Raw genomic sequence first — 26,595 nt, forward strand, 5'->3', positions numbered from 1 at the left:
CGTCGGGTGATGGGTCAGGCAGGCAGGGCGCCGGCCGGGGTGGTGGTGCGGGTCTCGGGGTCGGCGGCGGCGGCCAGCAGGCGGCGCGCCTCGTCAGCGGGGTGGTGGTCGAGGAGGAGCGCCACGAGGATCCGGGCCTGCGCCACGGAGAGGCGGCCGATCGGCACGGCGCCGGCGCGGACGGCGTCGGCCCCGCCGCCCTCGCCGTAGATCGCGGCCACCGGCCCCTCGGCCACGCGCGTGCCGAGCGCGACGAGGACGCCGGCGTCGACGGCCGCCTCGATCGCCGGCACGAGCGAGCGGTTCGCGTTGCCGGCGCCCGTCCCGATGACGACGACGCCGGCGGCGCCTGCGGCGATCGCGGCCCGGAAGAGCACGGCGTCGGCGCCGGGGTGGACGCTGACGCAGTCCACGCGGATCCGGTCGAAGCGGGGAGTGGGCGCGTGCAGGACGGGGAGCGCACGCGGCCGGGCGGTCATGCGGACGTCGTCGCCGACCACGCGGCCGAGCGGCACGCCGTCGCGGGCGGCAAAGGCGTCGGGATCCAGCGTGCGGGCCTTCACGAGGCCGTCGGCCGCGAGGATGCGCGAGGCGAACACGGCGAGCACGCCGGCCCCGCGCGCCTCCGACGATGCGGCGACGACGATGGCGTCGCGCAGGTTCCCCGGTCCGTCGCCCGCCGGGTCGTCGGCCGAGCGCTGGGCGCCCGTGAGCACCACCGGCCGCGGGTCGCGGGTCACGAGGTCGAGGAGGAACGCCGTCTCCTCGAGCGTGTCCGTGCCGTGCGTGATGACCACGCCGTCCACGTCGTCGCGCGCGAGCGCCTCGGTGACCGCGTCCGCGATGGTGCGGAGGTCGCCGTGCGTCAGCGCGAACGAGTTGACCCGGAGGACGTCGCGCGTGGCGACGGTGACGCCGGGCGGGAGGGCGGGCACGGATCCGAGCAGGCGCTCGGCCGGATCGGCGGCGACCGCGGATCCGTCGGCGCGCGTGCGCGAGGAGATGGTCCCGCCGGTGGCGAGCACGAGGACGTGGGGCATGCGGACGATCCTGCGATGCACAAACGATTGCGTCAATGGTTTGCGTCGAACGATCACGTTGCCGTCCTGTTGCGGGGATGTTTCCCCGCGGACGGCTCGGCGGCGTGCAACGGGTCGCCAGCGTGGCGGTGCGCGACGCTGTGCCATGCTGATCCGGGTGAGGAGCCACGAGTGACCCAGAAGCGCCGGCCGCCCACCACGCAGCGCATGATCGCGGAGCTCGCCGGGGTCAGCATCACCACTGTCTCCCGCGTGCTCAACTCCCGCGAGGAGCACCCCGGTCGCTGGGCCGGCCCCGAGACCGTCGCCGCCATCCGCGACATCGCCGAGCGCAGCGGCTATCGGCGGAACCCGCATGCCGCGAGCCTGCGCACCTCCCGCTCCGACCTCGTCGGCGTCCTCGTCCCGCGCCTCCAGGACTACGTGCTCGCCACCGTGTACGAGGGCATCGACGAGGCGGCGACCGAGCGCGCCATCTCCACGTTCGTGACGAACAGCCTCGACCGGCCGGACCTCCAGCGCAGCCGCACCCGCAGCATGCTCGACCGCCGGGTCGACGGCATGATCTTCGGCGACGCCCACCTCGACGACCCGCTGCTCGACGAGCTCGCGGAAGAGGGCGTGCCGTTCGTGCTCGTCTCGCGCCGCCGCGGCGACCACGTGGCCGTCACGTGCGACGACGTCGCGGGCGGGCGCCTGGCCGCCGAGCACCTCATCGCCCGGGGACGCACCCGGCCGGCCGTCCTCGCGGGGATGTCGTTCGCCTCCACAGCGGTCGACCGCACGCGCGGCTTCCTCGACGCGTACGCCGAGGCCGGGATGCCCGTGCCGGCCGAGCGCGTGATCCAGCGGGGCTTCGACGCCGCGGCCGGCCGGGAGGCGACCGAGGAGGTGCTGCGCGCCGGGCACGCGCCCGACGCGCTCTTCGCGACCAACGACTTCGCGGCGATCGGCGCCATGGGGGCGCTCCGCGACGCGGGCCTGTCCGTGCCCGACGACGTCGCGCTGGTCGGCTACAACGACACCCCGCTCGCGGCGTCCGGATCCATCGGGCTGACGAGCGTGCGCTCGCCCGTGCACGAGATGGGGCGGCTCGCGCTGGAGACCCTGCTCGCGCTCGTCGACGGCCGGGACGCCGCCTCCCGGCTGCTCGAGCCGACCCTCGTGGCGCGCGCCTCGACGGGGCCGCACCCGGGCTGAGCGCCGGCGCGTGCCGGGGGGGGGCGGACCGGGCGGGGCGGATCCGATGCCACGATGGACGCATGCGCCGCGACGTCTCCTCCATGCTCGAGCTGCAGGTATCCGGCGAGAGCGAGATGGCCTTCGCGGTCGCCGTGGCCCGGGGCGCGGAGATCGCGTCCGAGCACCTCTCCTTCGCCCTCGGCGGCCGGCCGATCGAGGCGACCGAGGTGGTCGACCGGCACGACACCCGGCTGCACGTCCTGACGACCGGCGCGGGCGTCCTGACGATGGAGTACCGCGCCACGGTCACGGGCCGCCGCGACCCCGCGCCCGTCGACGACGTCGACCTCTGGATCTACCGCCGCCCGAGCCGCTACTGCGAGTCGGACACGCTCTTCCCCACGGCACGCGGCGAGTTCCGCGGCCTCGACGGCCTCCCGCTCCTCGCCGCCGTGCGCGAGTTCGTCGCGGAGTCCCTGCGGTACGCGCCGGGCTCCAGCCTCCCCACCGACGGCGCCGTCCGCACCCTGCTCGCCCGCCGCGGGGTCTGCCGCGACTACGCCCACCTCGTGATCGCCATGCTCCGGGCGCTCGACGTGCCCGCGCGGCTGGCTGCGGTCTACGCGCCGGGCCTCAGCCCCATGGACTTCCACGCGGTCGCCGAGGCGTGGGTCGACGGCGCGTGGCATGTGGTGGACGCCACCGGGCTCGCACCCCGGCAGAGCCTGCTGCGGATCTCCACGGGTCGTCACGCCTCCGACACCGCGTTCCTCACCAACACGCGGAGCCTCGTGACCATCTCGCGCATAGAGGTGATGGCCACGGTCGACGAGCTGCCGGTCGACGACGTGGCCGCGCCCGTGCGCCTCGGCTGACGGGTCGGATCAGCCGCCGACGGTCTTCAAGACCGCGTTGCCGAGGTCGGCGTGGTCGCCCGGCTCGTAGAACGACGCCGAGCGCATGACGACCATGTGCTTCGACGAGTAGATGGTGGCGACGCCGATGGCGTCCTGCAGCTCGAAGTACGCCTCGACGCCCGACGGGTAGCCGGCGATCGGGTCGGCCAGGAGGATGGCCGCGTCGCGCCGCGACTGCAGCTCCGCCGCCACGGGCTGCGCCACGTCGATCTCGACCGCGGTGCCGTCGGACGACCGGAAGGCGCAGGCGATGCCCTGCATCGTGAGGACGTCGGCGCGCAGGCCGTCCGTCGAGGTGTCGGCCGGGAGCGCCTCGCTCGCGAAGCCGGGGCCGAACTTTGCGAGGTCCGGCAGCAGCTGGTCGCACGTGGTCGTCACCGGGGTGCCCTTGGGCGGCGCGGGCGTGGGGGAGGCGCTCGGCCCGGTGCCGGATCCGCCGCCCTGCGCCTGCCCGCCGCCGGCGCTCGCGGACGGGGCGGGCGTCGCGGGCTGGAGGGGTGCGGGGTTCGAGCAGCCGGCGAGGAGCATGGCCACCGCGATGCCGGCGGCCGCCGTGGCGGGGAGGGAGCGGGCGATGCGGGGCCGGGTGGGCGCGGGGAGGCGGGCGGGCATGGTGGTGCTCCTTCGGATCCGGGCGCGCCGCGGGTGCGACGCTCGGCGCGCGGCGTCGTGCCACGTGCGGGAGGCGGGATCGACACCCTACCGAGACCGGTAGGTGCCCCGCTGGGACGGTCCCGGTGCGTGGGACGTCGCGCGGACGCGCGGGTCGGGTGGGGCCGGTCGCGCCCGCCGGTAGGATCGATCCCCATGACGACCCCTGACCTGACCGGCGCCCTGTTCGAGATCGTGGCCCGGACGGCAGGACGACGACCGGGTGGCGACGCCATCGCGCTCAGCCCCGACATGGTCGTGCTCGAGCGCCCGCGCAACCGGGATCACGGCGACTGGGCCACCAACATCGCCATGCGCATCGCCAAGCCGCTGGGCGAGAGCCCGCGCACCATCGCCGCCGACATCGCCAAGGCGCTCGGCGAGCTGCCGCAGGTCGCGAAGGTCGACGTCGCGGGTCCCGGCTTCATCAACATCACGCTCGAGGCGGCGGCGGCGGGTGCCCTCGCGCACACCATCGTCGAGTCCGGCCCCGCCTACGGCCGAGGGCACTCGCTCGAGGGGATCCGCATCAACCTGGAGTTCGTCTCCGCGAACCCGACCGGCCCCATCCACCTCGGCGGCGTGCGCTGGGCCGCGGTCGGCGACAGCCTCGCGCGCATCTTGCAGGCCGAGGGCGCGGACGTCACGCGCGAGTACTACTTCAACGACCACGGATCCCAGATCGACCGCTTCGCACGCAGCCTCCTCGCGAGCCACCTCGGCGAGGAGACCCCCGAGGACGGCTACGGCGGCGCCTACATCGGCGAGATCGCCGAGCGCGTGGTGGAGGGGTACGAGGGCGACATCGACGCCCTCACCCGCGAAGCGCAGCAGGAGGTGTTCCGCAAGAGCGGCACCGAGCTGATGTTCGGCGAGATCAAGCAGAAGCTGCACGACTTCGGCGTGGACTTCGACGTGTTCTTCCACGAGGACTCCCTGCACGAGTCCGGCGCCGTCGACCGCGCGATCGCGCGCCTCACGGAGCTCGGGCACGTCTTCGAGGAGGACGGCGCGATCTGGCTGCGCACCACCACGTTCGGCGACGACCGCGACCGCGTCGTCATCCGCTCCACGGGCGAGCCCGCCTACATCTCCGGCGACCTCGGCTACTACCTCGACAAGCGCGAGCGCGGCTTCGAGCAGAACATCATCATGCTGGGGGCCGACCACCACGGCTACGTCGGCCGCATGATGGCCATGGTCGAGGCGTTCGGCGACACCCCGGGCGTCAACCTGCAGATCCTTATCGGCCAGATGGTCAACCTCCTGCGCGACGGCGAGCCCGTGAGGATGAGCAAGCGCGCCGGCACCATCGTCACGCTCGACGACCTGGTGGACGCGGTGGGGGTCGACGCCGGCCGCTACGCGCTCGTGCGCTCCTCCGCCGACCAGAACCTCGACATCGACCTCGCGGTCCTCGGCAAGCGCACCAACGACAACCCCGTCTTCTACGTGCAGTACGCCCATGCGCGCACGTGCGCCGTCGACCGCAACGCGGCCGCGTCGGGCGTCGACCGCTCGGCCTTCGCGCCCGAGCTGCTCACGCACCCCACCGAGTCGGCGCTGCTCGGCCTCCTCCAGGAGTTCCCGCGCATCGTCGCCCAGGCGGCCGAGCTGCGCGAGCCGCACCGGGTCGCGCGCTACGTGGAGGAGCTCGCGGGCTCCTACCATCGCTGGTACGACAGCTGCCGGGTCGTCCCGCGCGGCGACGAGGAGGTCACCGACCTGCACCGCACGCGCCTGTGGCTGAACGACGCGGTCCGGCAGGTCGTCGCCAACGGACTAAACCTCGTGGGCGTCTCGGCCCCCGAGCGCATGTAGGGGAGCGGATCATGTCGGGGCGCTTCCAGGGCACCGAGGTCTTCGAGGCGCCCGAGCGGCGGGATCCGCGGGAGGCCCGAAGGCGCCGTCGCGGCCCGCGCGGCGGCACCGTGTTCATCTGGCTGCTCGTGCTCGCCGTCATCGGCGTCGGGCTCGCGTTCGGGCTGCGGATCATCGACCAGACCGTCCGCGGCGTCGCCCAGGACCAGGCCGAGAAGCAGATCGCGGACCAGCTGCCCGGGCAGATCACCGGGCGCGTCGACGTCTCGATCGAGGGCGACTGGGTCATCCCGCAGCTCATCCGCGGCACGCTCGACCGCGTGGTGCTCGACGGGCCGAACCTCCAGGCCGACGGGACGCCCTTCCAGGCGCACATCGTCGCGACCGACGTGCCCACCGACCAGGAGCGCACCGTGGGCGACGTGGTCGCGACCGTGTCGATGGACCAGGCCCCCGCGAGCGCCCTGCTCGCCAAGACAGCCGGCACGCCGCTCGACCTGCGCTTCGGCGACGGGACGCTCGGCTACTCCGGGTCCACGCGGGTCCTCGGCCTCACACTCGGCTACACCGTCGAGGCGACGCCCGAGCTGCGCGACGGCTCCACCATCGTCATCACGCCCGCCCAGGTCGAGCTCCAGGCGGGATCGCTGAAGGTCGACCTCGCGCAGACCATCCAGGGGATCCGCGACATCACGTACCCCGTGTGCGTCGCGCAGTACCTGCCCGCGGGCGTCCAGGTGCAGGACGTCACCGTCGCCGACGGGCGCACGTCGATGACCGTGCAGTCCTCCTCGGTGAAGCTGACGCGCGACTCGCTGGGCGTCACCGGCAGCTGCGGCTAGCGGGTGGGCCCGCTCCGCGGCGGCCGCCGTCACATGGGCGGGGGCCCGGTCCGGCCTCGGTAGGATCGGACGCACCGCCCCCCCTCACGGCTCCAGGGACCACACCGGGTCCGCTCGCCATCCCGCACGTCCGCCCCCGCGCCCGAAGAGGTGACCGAGTGACCGCGAACCCGCTGGCCCCGTCCTGGCTGCGGCCGCCCGACGACGCGAACGCGCTGGATCCCGCGGTCTGGTCCCGCGGCACCGCCCGCGGCGACGACGGCGCCATCCGCATCGCGGGCGTCCCCGCCACCGAGCTCGCCGCGCGCTTCGGCACGCCGCTCTACGTGATGGACGAGGACGACGTCCGCTCCCGCGCCGCCGAGACCCTCGCGGCGTTCGCGCGCGAGGCCGCCGCCGTCGGGACGAGCGCCCGCGTCTACTACGCGGGCAAGGCGTTCCTCAGCATCGAGGTCGCGCGCTGGATGGTGGAGGAGGGCCTCCACATCGACGTCTGCTCCGGCGGCGAGCTGGCGGTCGCGCTCGCGGCCGGCGCGGATCCCGCCCGCCTCGGCTTCCACGGCAACAACAAGTCGGTCGCCGAGATCGACCGGGCGGTGGGCGCCGGGATCGGGCAGATCGTCGTCGACAGCCGGGTCGAGGTCGAGCGCATCGCCGCCGCGGCCGCCGCGCACGGACGCGTCCAGCCCGTGCGGCTCCGCGTGAACAGCGGCGTGCACGCCCACACGCACGAGTACCTCGCCACGGCGCGCGAGGACCAGAAGTTCGGGATCACGCTCCAGGACGCGCCGGGCGTCGTCGCGCGGATCCGCTCCCACGCGTCCCTCTCCTTCACGGGCCTGCACGCGCACATCGGCAGCCAGATCTTCGAGACCGACGCCTTCGTCGAGTCCGCCCGCCGCCTGCTCGACCTGCACGAGCGCCTGCTCGCCGACGGCCCCGTCCCCGAGCTCAACCTCGGCGGCGGCTTCGGCATCGCGTACACGTCGGTCGACCGGCCCGTACCCGTGCCCGAGATCGCCCGGCGGCTCGCGCGCATCGTCGGCGACGAGTGCGGCAGGCGGGGGATCCCGGCGCCCGTCATCGCGGTCGAGCCCGGCCGCAGCATCGTCGGCCCCTCCACCGCCACGCTCTACGCGGTCGGCACGGTCAAGGACGTGCTCGTGACCGTCGGAGGCGTCGACGGCGAGGTCGCCGAGGCCTCCTCCGCGACGGGCGACGTCGAGGACGCGCGCGTCGCAGAGGAGGCCGAGACCGCCGTCCGCCGCTACGTGAGCGTCGACGGCGGCATGAGCGACAACGCGCGCCCCGCCCTCTACGGCGCCGACTACTCGGTGCGCATCGCGGGCCGGGCGTCCGATGCGGATCCCGCGCTCGTGCGCATCGCCGGGAAGCACTGCGAGAGCGGCGACCTCGTCGTCCTCGCCGACTACCTGCCGGGCGACGTCCGCCCCCACGACCTCCTCGCCGTCCCCGCGACGGGCGCCTACTGCTGGGCGCTCGCGAGCAACTACAACTGGATCGGCCGTCCACCCGTCGTCGCCGTGCGCGACGGCGAGGCGCGCGTCATCGTGCGCGGCGAGACCGAGGCCGACCTGCTGGCGCGCGACCTCGGCACGCCAGCGGCCGCATCCCCCGACGTGAACGGAGCACGATGATCGAGTACCGGAACCTGCGCGTCGCCCTGCTGGGCTGCGGCTCGGTCGGCACCCAGGTGGCGCGCCTCATGCGGGAGCACGGCGACGAGCTGGCGCAGCGCGTGGGCGCCCGGCTCGAGCTCGTGGGCATCGCGGTGCGCGACGCGGATGCGCCGCGCGACCCGTCGGTGCCGCGCGAGCTGCTCACGACGGACGCGGAGTCGCTCATCCTCGGGGCCGACATCGTCATCGAGCTGATGGGCGGAATCGAGCCGGCGCGCGCCCACATCCTCGCGGCCATCTCCTCCGGCGCCGACGTCGTCACGGCCAACAAGGCGCTGCTGGCGACCCACGGACCCGAGCTCTTCGAGGCAGCCGAGCAGGTCGGCGCGCAGCTCTACTACGAGGCCGCGGTGGCGGGCGCGATCCCCATCATCCGGCCGCTGCGGGACAGCCTCGCGGGCGACCGGGTCGAGCGGATCCTCGGCATCGTCAACGGCACGACCAACTACATCCTCGACGAGATGGACACCCACGGGCTCGGCTTCGACGAGGCCCTCGCGACGGCCACCGAGCTCGGGTACGCGGAGGCGGATCCGACGGCCGACATCGAGGGCTACGACGCCGCGCAGAAGGCCGCCATCCTCGCGAGCCTCGCCTTCCACACGCGCGTGCCGGTCGAGGCCGTGCACCGCGAGGGCATCACGGGCCTCTCGTCCGCGCAGTTCGACTCGGCGCGCAAGGCCGGCTACGTGATCAAGCTGCTCGCCATCTGCGAGCGCCTCACGGATCCCGCCACCGGCCGCGACGGCGTCTCGGCCCGCGTCTACCCGGCGCTCGTGCCGCGCGACCACCCGCTCGCCGCGGTGCACGGCGCGAACAACGCCGTCTTCGTCGAGGCCGAGGCCGCCGGCGACCTCATGTTCTACGGCGCGGGCGCCGGGGGAGTGCAGACCGCGTCCGCCGTCCTCGGCGACGTCGTCTCGACCGCGCGCCGCCACGTCGTCGGCGGCCCGGGCGTCGCAGAGTCGACGCACGCCGACCTCGAGACGCTGCCCGTGGGCGCGATCACGACCCAGTACCAGATCACGCTGCAGGTGGCGGACGAGCCGGGCGTGCTCGCCCGCATCGCGCAGCTGTTCAGCGAGCACGGCGTCTCCGTGGAGACGCTCGAGCAGACGACGCATCAGGCCCCCGTGGCGGGAGGGGCGGGCGCCCGGCCCACCGCTAGCCTGGTGATCGGCACGCACCGCGCCACCGACGCGGCCCTCCGGGCCACCGTCGACGCGGTCTCGAACCTCGACGCGGTGACGGCAGTCGCGAGCGTCCTCCGAGTAGAAGGAGCCTGATGGCCCACCAATGGCGCGGACTGCTCCGCGAATACGCCGACCGCCTCGACGTCACGGACGCCACCCCGATCATCACCCTCGGTGAGGGCGGCACGCCGCTCATCCCCGCGCCGGCGCTCTCCGCCCGCACGGGCGCGAAGGTGTGGGTCAAGTACGAGGGCATGAACCCGACCGGGTCCTTCAAGGACCGCGGCATGACGATGGCCATCTCGAAGGCCGTCGAGCACGGCGCGAAGGCGGTGATCTGCGCGTCGACCGGCAACACGTCGGCCTCGGCCGCGGCGTACGCGACGCACGCGGGCATCACGGCCGCCGTGCTCGTGCCCGAGGGCAAGATCGCGATGGGCAAGCTCAGCCAGGCCGTCGCCCACGACGCCCAGCTGCTCCAGGTGCGCGGCAACTTCGACGACTGCCTTGACATCGCGCGCGAGCTCAGCGCCAACTACCCGGTGCACCTCGTCAACAGCGTCAACAACGACCGCATCGAGGGCCAGAAGACGGGCGCCTTCGAGGTCGTCGAGGTGCTGGGCGACGCGCCGGACTTCCACCTCATCCCCGTCGGCAACGCGGGCAACTACACCGCGTACACGCGCGGCTACCGCGAGGACCTCGAGGCGGGCAACGCCACGAAGCTGCCGCGCATGTTCGGCTTCCAGGCCGCCGGCAGCGCGCCCATCGTCGACGGGGCCATCGTGAAGGACCCCGACACGATCGCCAGCGCGATCCGCATCGGCAACCCCGCCTCGTGGAAGCTCGCCCTCGAGGCGCAGCTGCTCACCGACGGCTACTTCGGCGCGGTCTCGGACGCCAAGATCCTCGAGGCGCATCGCATCCTGTCGGCCGAGGTCGGCATCTTCGTCGAGCCCGCGTCGGCCATCAGCGTCGCCGGGCTCCTCGAGCGCGCCGAGGCCGGGCAGATCCCGAAGGGCGCGACGGTCGTCCTCACGGTCACGGGCCACGGCCTCAAGGACCCGCAGTGGGCGCTCCGCACCGCGGACGGATCCGACGTCGCCCCCACGAGCGTGGGCACCGACGTGGCGGAGATCGCAGGCGTGCTCGACCTGGTCGCGTCGTGACCGACGGTCCGATGCCCTCGGCGCTCGCGACCGGACGGCGCGTGCACGTGCGCGTGCCCGCGACGAGCGCCAACCTCGGCCCCGGCTTCGACACCCTCGGCCTCGCGCTCGCGCTGTACGACGACCTCACCGTGACGGTGCGCGACGCGCCCGGCGCCACGGTTGACGTCCGCGGCGTGGGCGCGGGCGAGGTGCCGACCGACGAGACGAACCTCGTCGTGACGGCCATCGCGCACACGTTCGCCGCGTTCGACCAGCCGATGCCGGGCCTCGACCTCGTCGCGGAGAACCGGATCCCGCACGGCCGCGGCCTCGGCTCCTCGGGCGCGGCCATCGTGTCCGGGATCATGGCGGCCCAGGGCCTGCTCGCCGGCACGGTCGAGATCGACGCCGACGTGCTCCTCCGCCTCGCCACCGAGATGGAGGGCCACCCCGACAACGTCGCGCCTGCGCTCTTCGGCGGCCTCACCATCGCGTGGGTCGACGGCAAGGGCCCGCAGCACAAGAAGCTCGCCGTGCACCGCGGCGTCTCGCCGCTCGTGCTCGTGCCGGTCGCGACCATGTCCACGGCGCTCGCCCGCAGCCTGCAGCCGGAGTCGGTGCCGCACGAGGACGCGATCTTCAACGTCTCGCGCTCGGCGCTGCTCATCGCGGCCCTCATCCAGAGCCCCGAGCTGCTGCTCGCGGCCACCGAGGACCGGCTGCACCAGGACTACCGCGCCGCCGCGATGCCCGAGACCAACGAGCTCGTCCACCTGCTCCGCGAGCGCGGCTACGCGGCCGTCGTCTCGGGGGCGGGGCCGTCGCTCCTCGTGCTCGGCAGCGACCCGGGCCAGCGCCTCACGGCCGCCGAGCTCGTCGCCGGGAACAGCGCCACGCCGTGGACGGCCCTCATGCTCGCCGTCGACGTCAAGGGCGCGACCGTCCAGGTCGTCGACGGGGGATCCGCGCCCGCCGCCTAGGTGTACTGGGTCATGACGTTGGTGACACTCGGGCCGCGGGCGTGAGCCCGTGGCTTGAGTGGATTCGTTCAGTGTTGTAGTGCTCGATGAAGGGGTCAAGCGCGTCGGCGCGGTGTTGGTTGCTGGTGAAGGGTTGCCGGTAGGCCCACTCGGTCGCGAGGGTCCGGTTGAAGCGCTCGACCTTGCCGTTCTGCCAGGGGCAGTGCGGGCGGATGAACTTCTGCCGCGCGCCCAGGTCCTGGACGGCGTTCTTGAACGCGGTCGAGTGCCGGTAGGCGAACGCGTTGTCCGTGATGACCCGCTCGATCCGGGTGATCCCGCGCCCGGCGAAGTACGCCGCTGCGCGGGTCAGGAACCCGGCCGCGGTCGCGCCTTTCTCATCGGGATGGATCTCCGCGTAGGCGAGACGGGTGTGGTCATCGACCGCGGCATGGACGTAATCGAACCCGATCCCGCGGCCGCGGACCTGCTCGCTGCGCCCGTGGACCCGCCAGCCGCCTCCGTCCGGGATCCTCCCGAGCTTCTTCACGTCCACGTGGATCAGATCACCCGGATGCTCGTGCTCATACCGGTGCGCCGTTGACCGGGATGCCCGGATCACGGCCCCGGTGACGGGGTCCAACCATGCCAACGGCGGCGCCCCGTGCCGGCGCAGGATGCGGGAGATCGTACGGGATGGAACACCTGTCACCGGCGCCAGCCGCGCAGGACCCGCCCGCAACTGGGCCCGCGCTTCCAGCACGGCCCGTTCCCGCTCCGGGCTCGTTCGCCTCGGTACTGACCGGGGCCGCGATGACCGATCCGTCAGCCCTCGCAGCCCCTCGGCACGGAACCGGTTCACCCATCGATGCGCGCACTGCCGCGACACCCCCAGCTCCCGCGCGACGTGCGCGACCGGCCGACGATCCTCCACCACCCGCCGCACGAGGAGAACCCTCCCGTGAACCGTCAGACGAGCATTACCGTGGGACATCGAGGCCTCCTGGCGATGGTTGAACTGAACAGCTCCATCAAGCCAGGAGGCCTCTTCACACGCCCCGAAGTGTCACCAACGTCATGGCCGAGTACAGCTAGCCGGATCGCGCGGGTCACCGCACCCGGCGCGCCGTTCCCCTCGCGGGCGGGGCGCCGGGTGCTAGGCTCTGCTCGGCCCCGGAATCAACGGATCCACGCACGAGCGTCGGAGATCCGGTCCCGGTGGTCGTTCCTCACCACTCACCCGCTGTCGTCTCTGCACGATCCCGTGCCTCCGTGCCCGACAGCAGCTCCGGACGGAATCAGACCGTCCGCCGCTCTCGCAGAGACACACGCGATCGGCTCTCCTCCGCACGGGCTTCGTCCCGCCGGATCGGGGAAAGGACCCACGAACATGACCGATGTCGACACCCGCGCCACCACCGCGGACCTGAACGCGCTCCGCGCCACCACCGCGGACCTGAACGCGCTCCGCGTCTCCCAGCTCCAGGCCATCGCCTCCGAGCTCGGGATCCCGGGCGGCTCCAAGCTCCGGAAGGGCGAGCTCGTGACCGCGATCTCCGAGATCCAGGCAGCACGGGGCATCACCGCCCCGGCGGCCGAGACGGCCCCCGAGGCCACCGCGCCCGCCGAGGCCGGCGACGCGGCCCCCGCAGCCGTGGAGCCCTCCGAGCCCTCCGCGCCCGTCGAGGAGGCCCCCGCCTCGGAGCCCGTCGTCGCCGACGCCGACGCCGCCCCGGCCGCGGCCGCCGCGCCCGCCGCGGACACGACCCCCGCGGACACGACCCCCGCCGAGGCCCCCGCCGCCGACGCCCCGGCCGAGCAGCCCGCGCGCGCCGGCCGCGGCTCCCGCCGCGCCAGCACCGCCCGCATCGTGCCCGAGCGCATCGCCGAGACCATCGAGGCGCCCGCCGCGGAGCCCGCTGGCACCGGCCTGGAGGCCCGCATCGCCGAGGCGACGAGCGGCAGCGCGCCGGCCGCCACGCAGGCGCCCCGGACCGAGGCGCCCGCGCGCTCCGGCCGCGGATCCCGCCGTGCCACGAGCTCCGGCGTCGTGGACCCCGCGGCCGAGGCCCCGCGCCAGGCCGCGCAGCACGTGAACAGCGGCCAGACGGCCGACCAGCTCGTCCCCGCCGACGCGCAGGCCAACCCGCAGGCGCCCGCCGCCGACGCGTCCGCTGCCGCCGACGCGCCCGCCGAGGAGCAGGCCCCCGCGCAGCGCTCCGGCCGCGGCCGCCGCCGCGGCGGACGCGACGCCCAGGACGGCGCCGACCGCGGCGCCGCGCAGGACGCACCTGCCACCCCGGACGCCGACGAGACCCCCGCCGCGTCCGAGCCGGCCGACCGCCAGCGCGACGACCGCCAGCGCGACGACCGCGACGCCGACGACCAGGGCGGACGCCGCGACGACCAGGGCCGCGAGGGTCGCGAGGGCGGCCGCAACCGCAGCCGCAACCGCCGCAACCGCGACCGCGGACGCGACCAGGACGACCAGCAGCAGAACGGCCGCGACCAGGCCCCGCGCGAGCAGGCCCCCCGCGAGCCCGACGCCGACGACGAGGCGCAGGAGGAGGCCCGCACGGGTCGCCAGCGCCAGAACAGCCGCGGCCAGGGCGACCGCCAGCAGGACGTGCGCGCCGACCAGGCCCGCGCCGACCTCGGCCGCGACGACGACCGCGGCGGCCGCAGCCGGTACCGCGACCGCAAGCGCGGCCGCGGCCAGGGCGGCGACGACTTCGAGCCTGAGGTCACCGAGGACGACGTCCTCCTGCCCGTCGCGGGCATCCTCGACGTGCTCGACAATTACGCGTTCGTCCGCACGAGCGGCTACCTGCCCGGCACGAACGACGTCTACGTCTCCCTCGGCCAGGTCAAGAAGCACTCGCTGCGCAAGGGCGACGCCATCGTCGGCGCCATCCGCCAGCCGCGCGACAACGACAGCCAGAGCCGCCAGAAGTACAACGCGATCGTGAAGATCGACTCGGTCAACGGCCTGCCGCCCGAGGAGGCCGCGAACCGCGTCGAGTTCGGCAAGCTCACGCCGCTGTACCCGCAGGACCGCCTCAGCCTCGAGACCGAGCCCGCGAAGCTCACCACGCGGATCATCGACCTCGTGTCGCCGATCGGCAAGGGCCAGCGCGGCCTCATCGTCTCGCCGCCCAAGGCCGGCAAGACGCTCGTGCTCCAGGCCATCGCGAACGCCATCGCCACCAACAACCCCGAGGTCCACCTCATGGTCGTGCTGGTCGACGAGCGTCCCGAGGAGGTCACCGACATGCAGCGCACGGTGAAGGGCGAGGTCATCGCCTCCACCTTCGACCGTCCCGCCGAGGACCACACCACGGTCGCCGAGCTCGCCATCGAGCGCGCCAAGCGCCTCGTGGAGCTCGGCCACGACGTGGTCGTGCTGCTCGACTCCATCACCCGCCTCGGCCGCGCGTACAACCTCGCGGCACCCGCGTCGGGCCGGATCCTCTCGGGCGGCGTCGACTCGTCGGCGCTCTACCCGCCGAAGCGCTTCTTCGGCGCCGCGCGCAACATCGAGCACGGCGGATCGCTCACGATCCTCGCCACGGCGCTCGTGGAGACCGGATCCAAGATGGACGAGGTCATCTTCGAGGAGTTCAAGGGCACCGGCAACATGGAGCTCCGCCTCTCGCGCGCCCTCGCCGACAAGCGGATCTTCCCCGCCGTCGACGTCAACGCCTCCGGCACGCGCCGCGAGGAGATGCTCATGGGCGCCGACGAGGTCAAGGTCACCTGGAAGCTGCGCCGCGCCCTCGCCGGGCTCGAGCAGCAGCAGGCCCTCGAGATCGTCCTCAGCCGCCTGAAGGAGACGACGTCCAACGTCGAGTTCCTGATGAAGGTCCAGGCCTCCATGCCCAACACCGGCAACGGCGTGTCCCACCAGAGCCACGGGCACGGCGCGCACGAGAAGGGCTGACCGAGGTGTTCGAGTCCGTCGTCCAGCTCCTGGAGGAGCACGAGGAGCTCCAGCAGCAGCTCGGCGACCCCGAGCTGCACGCCGACGCGTCGCGCTCGCGCAAGGTCAACCGCCGCTACGCGGAGCTGAGCCGGATCGTCGCCGCGCACGCGGAGTGGACCCAGCTCGGCGACGACCTGGCCGCCGCGCGCGAGCTGGCCGAGGAGGACCCGGCGTTCGTCGACGAGATCCCCGGCCTCGAGGAGCAGCTGGACCAGGCGCAGGAGAAGCTCCGGCGGCTCCTGATCCCGCGCGACCCCGACGACGCGCGTGACGTCATCATGGAGATCAAGATGGGGGAGGGCGGCGCCGAGAGCGCGCTGTTCGCCGCCGACCTGCTCCGCATGTACCTGCACTACGCCGAGTCGCGACGCTGGAAGACCGAGGTGCTCAGCCAGACGCAGAGCGACCTCGGCGGGTACAAGGACGTCCAGGTCGCCATCAAGGGCACGTCCGACGACCCCGCGCTCGGTGTGTGGGCGCACCTCAAGTACGAGGGCGGCGTGCACCGCGTGCAGCGCGTGCCCGCCACCGAGTCGCAGGGGCGCATCCACACCTCGGCGGCCGGCGTGCTCGTGATCCCGGAGGTCGAGGAGGTCGAGGAGGTCCCCCTCGACCCCAACGACCTCAAGATCGACGTGTACCGCTCGTCCGGCCCCGGCGGCCAGTCGGTCAACACGACCGACTCCGCCGTCCGCATCACTCACCTGCCCACGGGCATCGTGGTCGCGATGCAGAACGAGAAGAGCCAGCTGCAGAACCGCGAGGCCGGCATGCGCGTGCTGCGCGCGCGCGTCCTCGCGAAGCAGCAGGAGGAGATCGACGCGGAGGCCTCGGCCGTGCGCCGCAGCCAGATCCGCACGATGGACCGGTCCGAGCGCATCCGCACGTACAACTTCCCGGAGAACCGCATCGCGGACCACCGCACGGGCTACAAGGCGTACAACCTCGACGCGGTGATGGACGGCGCCCTCGACCCGGTCGTCGAGTCCTGCATCCAGGCCGACGAGGAGGCGCGTCTCGACGCGCTCGGGACGGACGCGTGACGCCCTCGCGCGTCCCGCTCGCCCGTGGCTGACGAGGAGGGCGTCCCCGGTACCGTGGACGCCCTCCGCATGCGTGTCGGCCAGGTGCTCGCGGCCGCCGGCATCGGTGATCCCGCAGTCGACGCCGAGCTCCTCGTCGGGCACGTGCTCGGCCTCTCCCGGGGGCAGGTGCAGTCGCGCGCCATCACACGCGCGGCCGTCGACGCCCGGGACGCCGAGCGCGTCCTCGAGCTGACCGCGCGGCGCGCACGGCGCGAGCCGCTGCAGCACATCACGGGCGTCGCGCACTTCCGCTCGCTCGAGCTCCTCGTGGGCCCCGGCGTGTTCGTGCCGCGGCCCGAGACGGAGCACGTGGCGCAGCTCGCGATCGACGCGCTGTCGGCCGCGCCCGGGGACGCGCCCGTCGCGGTCGACCTCGGCACGGGATCCGGCGCGCTCGCCCTCGCGCTCGCGACCGAGGTGCCGCATGCGCGCGTGCACGCGATCGAAGTCTCGCCCGAGGCACACGCGTGGACGGCCCGCAACGTGGAGCGCCTGGCGCCCCGCGTCGACCTCAGGCTCGGTGACCTCGCCGACGCCTTCCCCGAGCTCGACGGCACCGTGTCCGTCGTCGTCTCGAACCCGCCCTACATCCCGGTCGACGCCGTCCCCCGCGATCCCGAGGTGCGGCTGCACGATCCCGCGCTCGCGCTCTACGGCGGAGCCGACGGCCTCGACGTCGTGCGCCTCGTCTCGACGACCGCGCGCCGGCTGCTCCACCCGGGTGGCGCGCTCGTCATCGAGCACGGCGAGCTGCAGGGCCAGGCGATCCGCGCCCTCCTCGACGCCGACGGCTGGCGCGCGACCGCGACGCACCAGGACCTCACCCGCCGCGACCGCGCGACCACCGCGCTGCGCTGACCGGGACACGCCCGGCGCGCCGTCGACGTGCGCCGCGGCTCAGCCCGCGTGCGCCTGCGCCCGGACGAACGCCTCGACCGCCGGCAGAAGGTCCCCCTCTCCGCGCACGTGGTGCCCGTGGATCCCGAGACCGCGCGCCGACTCCACGTTGTCGAGCCGGTCGTCCGCGAAGAACGTCCGCTCGGCCGGCTGCGCGTAGGCGGCGAGCACCCCGCGGAACACGGCGGGATCCGGCTTCCGGGCGCCGTACCCGCTCGACGTCCGCAGATGCTCGACGCCGAACAGCGGCACCAGCTCGGGCGCGAGCTCCGGGAGGTGCCGGGCGGCGAGCGCGTTGTTGTTCGTCAGCAGCGTGATCCGTCCGGCCTCCCGCGCCCGGGCCACGGCCTCCAGCGCCGACGGCCGCACGGTCATGGAGGCCCGGCGGCGGCGCACCCACTCCTCCTCGTCCATCTCGACGCCCACCGCGGCGCAGAACGCATCGAGGTAGGAGTCGGCGTCGATGCGGCCCGCCTCCGCCGCCCACTCGCCCTCGTCGTTGTACCAGCGGCGGCGCAGCTCGGGCAGGTCGTGCCCGGTCGCCGCGGTGATGCGGTCGGCGGGCCCCCGCCAGTCGTGGTCGTACAGCACGTCGTCCATGTCGAACACGAACAGGAGGCCGGCGGGGCCGGGGGAGCGGGGCGCGGATGTCACGAGGCCCAGTATGCGGGCGTCGGCGTGGCGTGGATCCTCCGCTCAGGGCCCGGGGCACGCGCTCGGCTACGATGAGCGACGACATGGCGCGCATCTACGACTGCTCAGTCGACACCGACCTCCTCCCCGGCATGAGACTCGCCCGACAGGCGGTGGGCCGCGGCGAGGTCGTCGTCATCCCCACGGACACCGTCTACGGCATCGCCGCCGACGCGTTCAACCCCGAGGCCGTCCAGCGGCTGCTCGACGCGAAGGGCCGCGGGCGCGACGCCCCGCCTCCCGTGCTCATCCCCGGCCAGTCGACCCTCGACGCCCTCGCCGACTTCGTCCCCGACGTCGTCCGCCGCATGGTGGACGAGTTCTGGCCGGGCGGCCTCACGGTGATCCTGGTGGCGCAGCCCTCCCTCGTCTGGGATCTCGGCGAGACCCGCGGCACCGTCGCCCTGCGCATGCCCGCGAACTCCTACGCGCTCGTGCTCCTGGCCGAGACCGGGCCGCTCGCCGTGTCGTCCGCCAACAAGACGGGGCAGCCCGCCGCGGCGACCGCCCAGGAGGCCGTGGACCAGCTCGGCGAGTCGGTGGACATCTTCCTCGACGGCGGAGCCGCCGGGGGAGCGGCGTCGACCATCGTCGACGCCTCGCGCGTCACGCAGGCCGGCGGCCGCGTGCGCATCGTCCGCGAGGGCGCGATCACGCGCGCGCAGATCCAGCAGCTCATCGGCGACGAGCTCGAGCCCGTCGTCACCGCGCCCGTGGAGCCGGAGCAGGCCCCCGTCCCCGACGAGCCCGAGGCCCCGCGCGGCACGGCGAGCGGCGCGGAGCCGGTCGACGGATCCGCGGATCCCGATGCGGTCACGCCCGCCGCCGAGGCCCCGGCCGCGCCCGCGGAGGCGACGCCCGCGGAGGCGACGCCCGAAGCCGGCCCGACGTACCCCGAGTTCGTCGAGCCCGCCGGCCCGGCGTCCGCCGACGCTGCGCCCGCCGACGAGTCCGCGACCGAGCCCCCCGCGGATCCGCCCGCGCACCCCCGGTGACCTACTACGCCGCCATGGCGGTCGTTTCGGCGGTCATCACGCTCGTCCTGTCGATGGTCGTCATGAAGCTCGGCTACCGATACCGGCTCTACCCGGCCATCCGCGCGCGCGACGTGCACACGCGCCCCACGCCCCGCCTCGGCGGCGTGGCCATGTTCGCCGGCATCCTGGTCGCGTTCGCGGTCGCGTCGCAGGTCTCCTGGTTCGGCCTCGTCTTCGACCGGCCCGGCCCGGTGTTCGCGATCCTCGGCGCCGCGCTCATGATCGTGGTCATCGGGGTCCTCGACGACATCTACGACCTCGACTGGATGATCAAGCTGGCCGGCCAGATCCTCGCCGCCGGCCTCCTCGCCTGGCAGGGCGTCGCCATCTCGTCGCTCCCCATCGGCGGTCTCACGGTCGGCTCGTCGCAGATGTCGATCATGCTGACGATCTTCGCCATCGTCCTCGTCATGAACGCCGTCAACTTCATTGACGGCCTCGACGGACTGGTCGCCGGCGTCGCGATCATCGCCAACGGCGCGTTCTTCCTCTACAGCTTCCTGCTCTCGGACACGGCGACGGGCCAGACCGAGCGCTTCAACCTCGCGTCGCTCATCAGCGCGATCCTCATCGGCGCGTGCCTCGGCTTCCTCCCGTTCAACTGGCACCCCGCCAAGCTCTTCATGGGCGATGCGGGCGCGCTGCTCGTCGGCCTCCTCATGGCCACCAGCGCCATCGCGGTCACGGGCGAGATCGACCCGAACCCGGAGACCTTCGGCCGCTCGCAGCTGCTGCCCGCCTTCCTGCCGATCCTGCTGCCGTTCGCGATCCTCATCGTCCCGCTGCTCGACTTCGCCCTCGCCGTCTTCCGGCGCCTCAAGGCCGGCAAGTCGCCGTTCAGCGCGGACCGCAAGCACCTGCACCACCGCCTGCTCGACATGGGCCACTCGCGCCTGCACGCGACGCTGATCTTCTACGCCTGGACCGGCGTCGTGTCCGTCGGCTGCCTGCTGATGTTCGTCGTGCAGCCCTACGCCTGGGGCGTCGCCTTCATCGCGGTCGGCATGGTCGCCTGCGCCGTCGTGACCCTCGCCCCGCTCAGCCGCCGGAAGCGCCTGGAGGCCGCGGCGCAGCTCGTGCCCGCCGCCGCCGAGTCCGAGGACGCCGCCGCGTTCGACCCGCTCGACGAGGCCGCGACCGACCGACCGCTGGCGCGCCTCACGGAGTCCGAGCTCGAGGCCGTCGAGCGCGAGCACGCGGAGCTCGCCACGGGAGCCATCGCGACCCGCCCCACCGACGCCCCGCACCCGGGGACAGCCAAGGAGACGACATGACCGACAGCCCGAGCGCCCCCGCCCCGGCGGAGCGCCCCGCGAAGAAGGACGTCTACACGCGCATCCTCGTCGGGGGAGCGCTGCTCGCCCTCGCCATCGCGGTGGTCGGCGGCATCGTCGGCTTCGCGGTCGACGGCGGCCGCGGCCTCCTCAGCGCCGTCATCGGCAGCGCCATGGCCCTCGTGTTCCTCGGGCTCACGGCCGGCAGCATCCTCTTCGCGAACCGCTTCCAGTCCTCGCCGATCTACCCGACCCTGTTCTTCTCGGTCGTGCTCGGCGCGTGGCTGCTCAAGTTCGTGGTCTTCCTCGCGGTCGCGATGGTGCTCAAGGAGCAGCCGTGGATCAACCTCGTCGTGCTCTTCGTCACGGTGATCGTCGGCGTCGTCGGAGCGCTGGTGATGGACATGATCGTGATCACCAAGGCCCGCGTGGGCTACGTCAGCGACGCGCAGCTCCCCGGGCGCTAGCTGTACTCGGCCATGACGTTGGTGACACTTCGGGGCGTGTGAAGAGGCCTCCTGGCTTGATGGAGCTGTTCAGTTCAACCATCGCCAGGAGGCCTCGATGTCCCACGGTAATGCTCGTCTGACGGTTCACGGGAGGGTTCTCCTCGTGCGGCGGGTGGTGGAGGATCGTCGGCCGGTCGCGCACGTCGCGCGGGAGCTGGGGGTGTCGCGGCAGTGCGCGCATCGATGGGTGAACCGGTTCCGTGCCGAGGGGCTGCGAGGGCTGACGGATCGGTCATCGCGGCCCCGGTCAGTACCGAGGCGAACGAGCCCGGAGCGGGAACGGGCCGTGCTGGAAGCGCGGGCCCAGTTGCGGGCGGGTCCTGCGCGGCTGGCGCCGGTGACAGGTGTTCCATCCCGTACGATCTCCCGCATCCTGCGCCGGCACGGGGCGCCGCCGTTGGCATGGTTGGACCCCGTCACCGGGGCCGTGATCCGGGCATCCCGGTCAACGGCGCACCGGTATGAGCACGAGCATCCGGGTGATCTGATCCACGTGGACGTGAAGAAGCTCGGGAGGATCCCGGACGGAGGCGGCTGGCGGGTCCACGGGCGCAGCGAGCAGGTCCGCGGCCGCGGGATCGGGTTCGATTACGTCCATGCCGCGGTCGATGACCACACCCGTCTCGCCTACGCGGAGATCCATCCCGATGAGAAAGGCGCGACCGCGGCCGGGTTCCTGACCCGCGCAGCGGCGTACTTCGCCGGGCATGGGATCACCCGGATCGAGCGGGTCATCACGGACAACGCGTTCGCCTACCGGCACTCGACCGCGTTCAAGAACGCCGTCCAGGACCTGGGCGCGCGGCAGAAGTTCATCCGCCCGCACTGCCCCTGGCAGAACGGCAAGGTCGAGCGCTTCAACCGGACCCTCGCGACCGAGTGGGCCTACCGGCAACCCTTCACCAGCAACCAACACCGGGCCGACGCGCTTGACCCCTTCATCGAGCACTACAACACTGAACGAATCCACTCAAGCCACGGGCTCACGCCCGCGGCCCGAGTGTCACCAACGTCATGACCCAGTACATCTAGCGCGCCCTCCGGCCCGGGCGCGTCCCGTCGCCGCCGCGATCAGGACTCGTCGAACGTGTTGACCATCGCGTGGGCGGCGCGCTCGAGGTAGTCCCAGAGCTGCGCCTCGTGCGTCGGCGACAGGTCGAGCGAGTCGACGGCCACGCGCATGTGCGCGAGCCACCGGTCGCGCGCGTCCGGGTTCACGCGGAACGGCATGTGCCGCATCCGCAGGCGCGGGTGGCCGCGCTGGTCGCTGTAGGTCGTGGGGCCGCCCCAGTACTGCTCGAGGAATCCGGTGAGGCGCTGGATGGCGCCCTCGAGGTCCTCCTCCGGGTACATCGCGACGAGCACCGGATCGTCAGCGACCCCCCGGTAGAACTCGCGGACGAGCCTCTCGAAGGTGGGGCGGCCGCCGACGTCCTCGTAGAACGAGTTTGCGAGCAGGTCGGCCATCAGGACTCCTCGGGCGGCGTCGCGGGCTTCCGCGGCTGGCGGGGAGCGCGGGGCGGCTTCGGGGGAGCGGCGTCCTCGGATCCCGCGGCCGTGCCGGTCGTCGCCTCGCGTGACGGCGCGGGCGCGGACGCCGGCTCCTCGGGGAGGACGGTCCAGGCGGCGGTGACCTCGTCCTCGTCCGGGTCCGCGGTGGGTGCCGGGTCCTGGGCGGGGATCATCTGCGTGGCGCGCGGGTCGGGTCGGGAACCGGCCGCGCCGCGGACGACCGGCGAGGTCGATCCGGCGGGCGCAGATGCGGCGCCTGTGGATCCGGCAGGCGAGGATGCGGGCTGGCGCTGGGCGACCTTCCGGGCGGCGCGCTTCCGGGGAGCCGGCTGCTCGGGCTGCTGCACGGGCGTGGACGCCGTGCGCGGAGGATGCGCCCCGCCCACGCTCGCGGCGCTCTCGAATCCGGTGAGCACGACGGCGGAGAGCGACGGCAGGGTGACGCCCATCGCGTCGAGGCTCGCCTTGAGGCGACCGCGGAGCTCGCGGGAGACATCGTCGCGCGCGTTGCTGCGCGTCTTGACGACGATCCGGATCACGACCGCCGACTCCGAGATCGACTCGATGCCCCACAGCTCGGGCTTCTCGACGATGCGCGAGCGCCACTTCGGGGTGGACGCGAGCTCGGTCGCGGTGGCGAGCATGCGCTCCTGCACGGACTGCACGTCGGTGTCGTAGGGCACCGCGAGGTCGATGACGACGCGCGCCCAACCCTGCGACATGTTGCCGACCCGGAGGATCTCGCCGTTGCGCACGAACCAGAGCGTGCCGTTGACGTCGCGGAGGGTCGTGATGCGGATGCCGACAGTCTCGACGACGCCCGTCGCGGGTCCGACGTCGACGACGTCGCCGACGCCGAGCTGGTCCTCCACGACCATGAACAGGCCGTTGAGAATGTCCTTGACGATGTTCTGCGCGCCGAATCCGAGGCCCGCGCCGAGGGCGGCCGTGAGGAGGGCGAGGGATGTGAGGACACCGGGTTGCGCAGCCTCCACGACGAGCGACAGCACGATCACCACGACCACCACCGTCGTGATGTTGCTGAGGACGCTGCCGAGCGTCCGCGTCCGCTGGACGACCCGGACCGCCGTCAGCGGTGACGCCTGGATTGACTGCGTGTCATCGACGTTCTGGCGCTTCTTGACGCCGGACACGATCTGGTCGACCGTGTTGCGGATCACGACCAGGAGGATCCAGCGGAGCACGATGCCGCCGACGATGTAGGACACGATCTGGATCAACGTGCCCCAGGTGGAGAAGAACGAGCCGTCGCCGCAGCACACCATGCTCAGGTCCATCGCGACGCGCTTCCGACGGGGGTGAGGAGAGGGGAGGTCATCCGGCCGAGTGTACCGGCGGCCTCCCGGGCCGGCCCTGGGTCCGTCCGCAGGAGCGGGGCGGTGCGACGAGGGGGACGGCCGCGTGCGCGACCGTCCCCCTCGGTGGAGCTCGCGGCTACTCGGCGTCCTTCGCCTGCGCCCGGAGCGCCCGCTCCACGCCCGACAGCAGCTCGCTGACGAGGCGACGGAGCGCCGGCGGCTCGGGGTTCGCGTCGAGCCAGGCGACGGTCGCGTCGCGGAGCTCCGCGTCGGCGAGCGGCGACGGGTAGAACCCGCCGATGAGCGCCGCCGCGATGGCGTAGCTGCGGGACTCCCACACGCCCTGCAGCGCGTCGAAGTACGCGCCGACGTACGGACGCAGCAGCTCGGTGTCCGCGGCGCGGCGGAAGCCGAGGCCCGTGGTGCGGACGATCGTGTTCGGCTCGGTGTCGGCCTCCCACACCGACGCCCACGCGGCCTTCTTGCCCTCGGCGGTGGGCAGCGCCGCGCGGGCCTGCGCGGCGGACTGCGCGCCCGTGGCCGTGCGGTCGGCGGCGAGTGCCTGGTCGATCTCGGCGGTGCCGGCGCGTCCGCCCGCGACGAGCGCGGTCAGCAGCTCCCAGCGGAGGTCCGCGTCGATCTCGACGCCCTCGAGCGTCTCCGTGCCGTCGAGCAGGGCCTGCACGTGATCCAGCTGCGCGGGCTCGGAGGCGACCTGCGCGAAGGTGCGCAGGAACTGGAACTGGTTGTCGGATCCCGGTGCCGCCTGCGCCGTGAGCGCCCACAGCTCGGACGCGACCGTCGCGAGCAGCTCGTCGCGGTGGTCGGGCGCCGAGTACGTGGTGGCGGCGACGGTCAGCTGCGCGAGCGCGTAGCGGAGGGCCGTCGACTCGTCCTCGGTGGCGACGTTGTCGAGCACGAGTCGCGCGTAGTCGCGGGCGCGGATCTCGCCGTCGCGCGTCGCGTCCCACACCGAGGCGAAGACGAGCGAGCGGGCGAGCGAGTCCTCGAACGCGGCCAGGTGCCGCATCGCGACCTCGAGCGACGCGGGATCCAGCCGGACCTTGGCGTACGTGAGGTCGTCGTCGTTGAGCAGCACGAGCGCGGGACGCTGGCGGCCCAGGAGCTCGGCGACGTCGGTGCGGTCGCCGTCCACGTCGAGCTCGAAGCGCTCCGTGCGGACGAGGTGCGCGTCGCGGAGCTCGTAGAAGCCGATCGCGAGGCGGTGCGGGCGGAGCGTCGGGTAGTCCTCGGCCGCCTCCTGCAGCACGGCGAACGACGTGATCACGCCGTCCTCGTCCGTCCCGATCTCGGGGCGCAGGGTGTTCACGCCCGAGGTCTTCAGCCACAGGTCGGTCCAGCGCTCGAGGTCGCGCCCGCTCGTGCCCTCGAGCTCCGAGGTGAAGTCGCGGAGGGTCGAGTTGCCGAACGCGTGGCGCTGGAAGTACGCCGCGACGCCCGCGAGGAACTCGTCCTGGCCGACGTAGGCGACGAGCTGGCGGAGCACCGACGCGCCCTTGGCGTACGTGATGCCGTCGAAGTTGACCTGCACGTCCTCCAGGTCGTTGATGGTCGCGTAGACGGGGTGCGTGCTCGGGAGCTGGTCCTGGTTGTAGGCCCACGACTTCTCGCCGGCGTTGAACGTGGTCCAGGCGCCGGTCCACTCGGTGGCCTCGGCGGTCGCGAGGGTCGAGATGTAGGTGGCGAAGGACTCGTTGAGCCACAGGTCGTCCCACCACTTCATCGTCACGAGGTCGCCGAACCACATGTGCGCGAGCTCGTGGAGGATCGTCGTGACCCGGCGTTCCTTCACCGCGTCGGTGACTTTGGAGCGGAAGACGTAGCTCTCCACGAACGTGACGGCGCCCGCGTTCTCCATCGCGCCGGCGTTGAACTCGGGGACGAAGAGCTGGTCGTACTTGGGGAACGGGTACGGGTAGTCGAAGCGCTCCTCGTAGAACGCGAAGCCCTCGCGGGTCTTCTCGAACACGTAGTCGGCGTCGAGGTGCTCCATGAGCGACTTGCGGGCGAAGACGCCGAGGGGGATCGTGCGGCCGTCGCTCGAGGTGAGCTCGCTGCGGACGACGCCGTAGGGGCCTGCGATGAGCGCGGTGATGTAGCTCGACATGCGCAGCGTCGGCTCGAAGGTCCACGTGGACGCGCCGTCCGCTGCGGCCGTGGGCTCGGGCGTGGGGGAGTTGGAGACGACCTCCCAGTGCGACGGCGCGGTGACCGTGAAGCGGAAGACGGCCTTCAAGTCGGGCTGCTCGAACACCGCGAACATGCGGCGGGAGTCCGGCACCTCGAACTGGGAGTAGAGGTACACCTCGTCGTCGACGGGATCCACGAAGCGGTGCAGGCCCTCGCCGGTGTTCGTGTACATGGCGTCGGCGACGACCGTGAGCTCGTTCTCCTGCGCGAGGTCGTCGAGGCGGATGCGCGCGCCGTCGCTGACGTCGGCGGGGTCGAGCTCGCGGCCGTTGAGGGTCACGGAGTGCACCGTGCGGGTGATCGCGTCGATGAAGGTGGACGCGCCGGCCGTGGCGGTGAAGCGCACGGTCGTGGTGGACCCGAACACCTCCGCGCCGCGGGTGAGGTCGAGCGTCACGTCGTACTCGGACACGGCCAGCAGCGCGGCGCGCTCCTCGGCCTCGACGCGGGTGAGGTTCTCTCCTGGCATGGTGCTCCTGCTCGTCCGTGAGGTGGGTGGGCCGTGCGTGCGGACGCGCCTCGCGCGACGGTGCACCTGGCGGTCGGGACCACGGGTGCGCAGGCGGAGCGGCGCCGCTTTCGGAGCCGATCCTATTGCGTCGGCTGACCTAGGCTTGCGG

Annotated in this window: 22 protein-coding genes; 15 read left to right on the forward strand and 7 right to left on the reverse strand. The window is 73.1% G+C overall.

The window, feature by feature from the left end:
• Window positions 1–14 precede the first annotated feature (14 nt).
• A complete protein-coding gene (locus CMS_RS07285; protein WP_012298848.1) occupies window positions 15–1,040 on the reverse strand; it encodes an asparaginase in 1,026 nt (341 codons plus the stop codon).
• Between the two features lie 171 nt (window positions 1,041–1,211).
• Between CMS_RS07285 and CMS_RS07290 the strand changes: the two genes are divergently transcribed.
• Both CMS_RS07290 and CMS_RS07295 read left to right on the forward strand, forming a co-directional pair.
• Window positions 1,212–2,240: a LacI family DNA-binding transcriptional regulator gene (locus CMS_RS07290; protein ID WP_012298849.1), complete on the forward strand. Its 1,029-nt coding sequence runs from the start codon at window positions 1,212–1,214 to the stop codon at window positions 2,238–2,240.
• A 62-nt stretch (window positions 2,241–2,302) separates the two neighbouring features.
• Window positions 2,303–3,097 carry a transglutaminase-like domain-containing protein gene (locus tag CMS_RS07295; RefSeq protein WP_012298850.1) on the forward strand — a complete coding sequence of 265 codons (795 nt, stop codon included), beginning with the start codon at window positions 2,303–2,305 and terminating at the stop codon, window positions 3,095–3,097.
• A gap of 9 nt (window positions 3,098–3,106) precedes the next feature.
• Here the strand turns inward: CMS_RS07295 and CMS_RS07300 are convergent, their stop codons facing one another.
• The gene (locus CMS_RS07300) at window positions 3,107–3,751 is read right to left on the reverse strand and encodes a hypothetical protein (protein WP_012298851.1); all 645 of its coding nucleotides are present in this window, start codon (window positions 3,749–3,751) and stop codon (window positions 3,107–3,109) included.
• A 195-nt stretch (window positions 3,752–3,946) separates the two neighbouring features.
• Here CMS_RS07300 and argS point away from each other — a divergent pair, with 195 nt between their 5' ends.
• The 6 genes from argS (at window position 3,947) to thrB (ending at window position 11,477) form a co-directional block, all read left to right on the forward strand.
• Window positions 3,947–5,611, forward strand: coding sequence for an arginine--tRNA ligase (gene argS / locus CMS_RS07305; RefSeq protein ID WP_012298852.1), 1,665 nt, complete (start codon window positions 3,947–3,949; stop codon window positions 5,609–5,611).
• A gap of 11 nt (window positions 5,612–5,622) precedes the next feature.
• Window positions 5,623–6,453, forward strand: a complete 831-nt coding sequence (locus CMS_RS07310; protein WP_012298853.1) for an LmeA family phospholipid-binding protein — start codon at window positions 5,623–5,625, stop codon at window positions 6,451–6,453.
• A gap of 158 nt (window positions 6,454–6,611) precedes the next feature.
• A complete protein-coding gene (locus CMS_RS07315) occupies window positions 6,612–8,111 on the forward strand; it encodes a diaminopimelate decarboxylase family protein (RefSeq protein ID WP_012298854.1) in 1,500 nt (499 codons plus the stop codon).
• The gene (locus CMS_RS07320) at window positions 8,108–9,439 is read left to right on the forward strand and encodes a homoserine dehydrogenase (protein WP_012298855.1); all 1,332 of its coding nucleotides are present in this window, start codon (window positions 8,108–8,110) and stop codon (window positions 9,437–9,439) included. The genes CMS_RS07315 and CMS_RS07320 overlap by 4 nt, the downstream gene beginning before the upstream one ends.
• Window positions 9,439–10,515 (forward strand): threonine synthase, encoded by a 1,077-nt coding sequence (thrC, locus tag CMS_RS07325; protein ID WP_012298856.1) that lies wholly within the window; start codon window positions 9,439–9,441, stop codon window positions 10,513–10,515. The genes CMS_RS07320 and thrC overlap by 1 nt, the downstream gene beginning before the upstream one ends.
• Window positions 10,516–10,526: 11 nt before the next feature.
• A complete protein-coding gene (thrB, locus tag CMS_RS07330) occupies window positions 10,527–11,477 on the forward strand; it encodes a homoserine kinase (RefSeq protein ID WP_041464940.1) in 951 nt (316 codons plus the stop codon).
• A gap of 10 nt (window positions 11,478–11,487) precedes the next feature.
• Here thrB and CMS_RS16565 read toward each other — a convergent pair whose 3' ends face one another.
• Window positions 11,488–12,450 (reverse strand): IS481-like element IS1121 family transposase, encoded by a 963-nt coding sequence (locus tag CMS_RS16565; RefSeq protein WP_012296866.1) that lies wholly within the window; start codon window positions 12,448–12,450, stop codon window positions 11,488–11,490.
• Between the two features lie 396 nt (window positions 12,451–12,846).
• On the opposite strand from CMS_RS16565, the gene rho reads away from it, so the two are divergent.
• The 3 genes from rho to prmC are packed head-to-tail and all read left to right on the forward strand — an operon-like array spanning window position 12,847 to window position 17,381.
• Window positions 12,847–15,396 carry a transcription termination factor Rho gene (rho, locus tag CMS_RS07340; protein ID WP_012298858.1) on the forward strand — a complete coding sequence of 850 codons (2,550 nt, stop codon included), beginning with the start codon at window positions 12,847–12,849 and terminating at the stop codon, window positions 15,394–15,396.
• A gap of 5 nt (window positions 15,397–15,401) precedes the next feature.
• Entirely contained in the window at window positions 15,402–16,481 is a 1,080-nt protein-coding gene (prfA, locus tag CMS_RS07345; protein WP_012298859.1) for a peptide chain release factor 1, read from the forward strand.
• Window positions 16,482–16,505: 24 nt separating this feature from the next.
• On the forward strand, window positions 16,506–17,381 hold the full coding sequence (gene prmC, locus CMS_RS07350; protein WP_012298860.1) for a peptide chain release factor N(5)-glutamine methyltransferase: 876 nt from the start codon (window positions 16,506–16,508) through the stop codon (window positions 17,379–17,381).
• Window positions 17,382–17,420: 39 nt separating this feature from the next.
• Here the strand turns inward: prmC and CMS_RS07355 are convergent, their stop codons facing one another.
• Window positions 17,421–18,074, reverse strand: coding sequence for an HAD family hydrolase (locus tag CMS_RS07355; protein ID WP_012298861.1), 654 nt, complete (start codon window positions 18,072–18,074; stop codon window positions 17,421–17,423).
• 71 nt (window positions 18,075–18,145) lie between these two features.
• On the opposite strand from CMS_RS07355, the gene CMS_RS07360 reads away from it, so the two are divergent.
• From CMS_RS07360 to CMS_RS07375, 4 genes are all read left to right on the forward strand, one after another.
• Window positions 18,146–19,108 carry an L-threonylcarbamoyladenylate synthase gene (locus CMS_RS07360; protein ID WP_012298862.1) on the forward strand — a complete coding sequence of 321 codons (963 nt, stop codon included), beginning with the start codon at window positions 18,146–18,148 and terminating at the stop codon, window positions 19,106–19,108.
• Window positions 19,105–20,424: an MraY family glycosyltransferase gene (locus tag CMS_RS07365; protein WP_012298863.1), complete on the forward strand. Its 1,320-nt coding sequence runs from the start codon at window positions 19,105–19,107 to the stop codon at window positions 20,422–20,424. Before CMS_RS07360 ends, CMS_RS07365 begins: the two co-directional genes overlap by 4 nt.
• Complete coding sequence (locus CMS_RS07370; RefSeq protein ID WP_012298864.1) at window positions 20,421–20,891, forward strand: hypothetical protein; 471 nt, start codon at window positions 20,421–20,423, stop codon at window positions 20,889–20,891. The genes CMS_RS07365 and CMS_RS07370 overlap by 4 nt, the downstream gene beginning before the upstream one ends.
• A 97-nt stretch (window positions 20,892–20,988) precedes the next feature.
• Window positions 20,989–21,951: an IS481-like element IS1121 family transposase gene (locus tag CMS_RS07375; protein WP_012296860.1), complete on the forward strand. Its 963-nt coding sequence runs from the start codon at window positions 20,989–20,991 to the stop codon at window positions 21,949–21,951.
• A gap of 53 nt (window positions 21,952–22,004) precedes the next feature.
• Here CMS_RS07375 and CMS_RS07380 read toward each other — a convergent pair whose 3' ends face one another.
• From CMS_RS07380 to pepN, 3 genes are all read right to left on the reverse strand, one after another.
• On the reverse strand, window positions 22,005–22,400 hold the full coding sequence (locus CMS_RS07380; RefSeq protein WP_012298865.1) for a globin: 396 nt from the start codon (window positions 22,398–22,400) through the stop codon (window positions 22,005–22,007).
• A complete protein-coding gene (locus tag CMS_RS07385) occupies window positions 22,400–23,743 on the reverse strand; it encodes a mechanosensitive ion channel family protein (protein WP_012298866.1) in 1,344 nt (447 codons plus the stop codon). The genes CMS_RS07380 and CMS_RS07385 overlap by 1 nt, the downstream gene beginning before the upstream one ends.
• 157 nt (window positions 23,744–23,900) lie before the next feature.
• Window positions 23,901–26,444: an aminopeptidase N gene (pepN, locus tag CMS_RS07390; RefSeq protein WP_012298867.1), complete on the reverse strand. Its 2,544-nt coding sequence runs from the start codon at window positions 26,442–26,444 to the stop codon at window positions 23,901–23,903.
• Between the last annotated feature and the right edge of the window lie 151 nt (window positions 26,445–26,595).

The sequence above is a fragment of the Clavibacter sepedonicus genome, from assembly GCF_000069225.1.
GTDB classification, from domain to species: Bacteria; Actinomycetota; Actinomycetes; order Actinomycetales; family Microbacteriaceae; genus Clavibacter; species Clavibacter sepedonicus.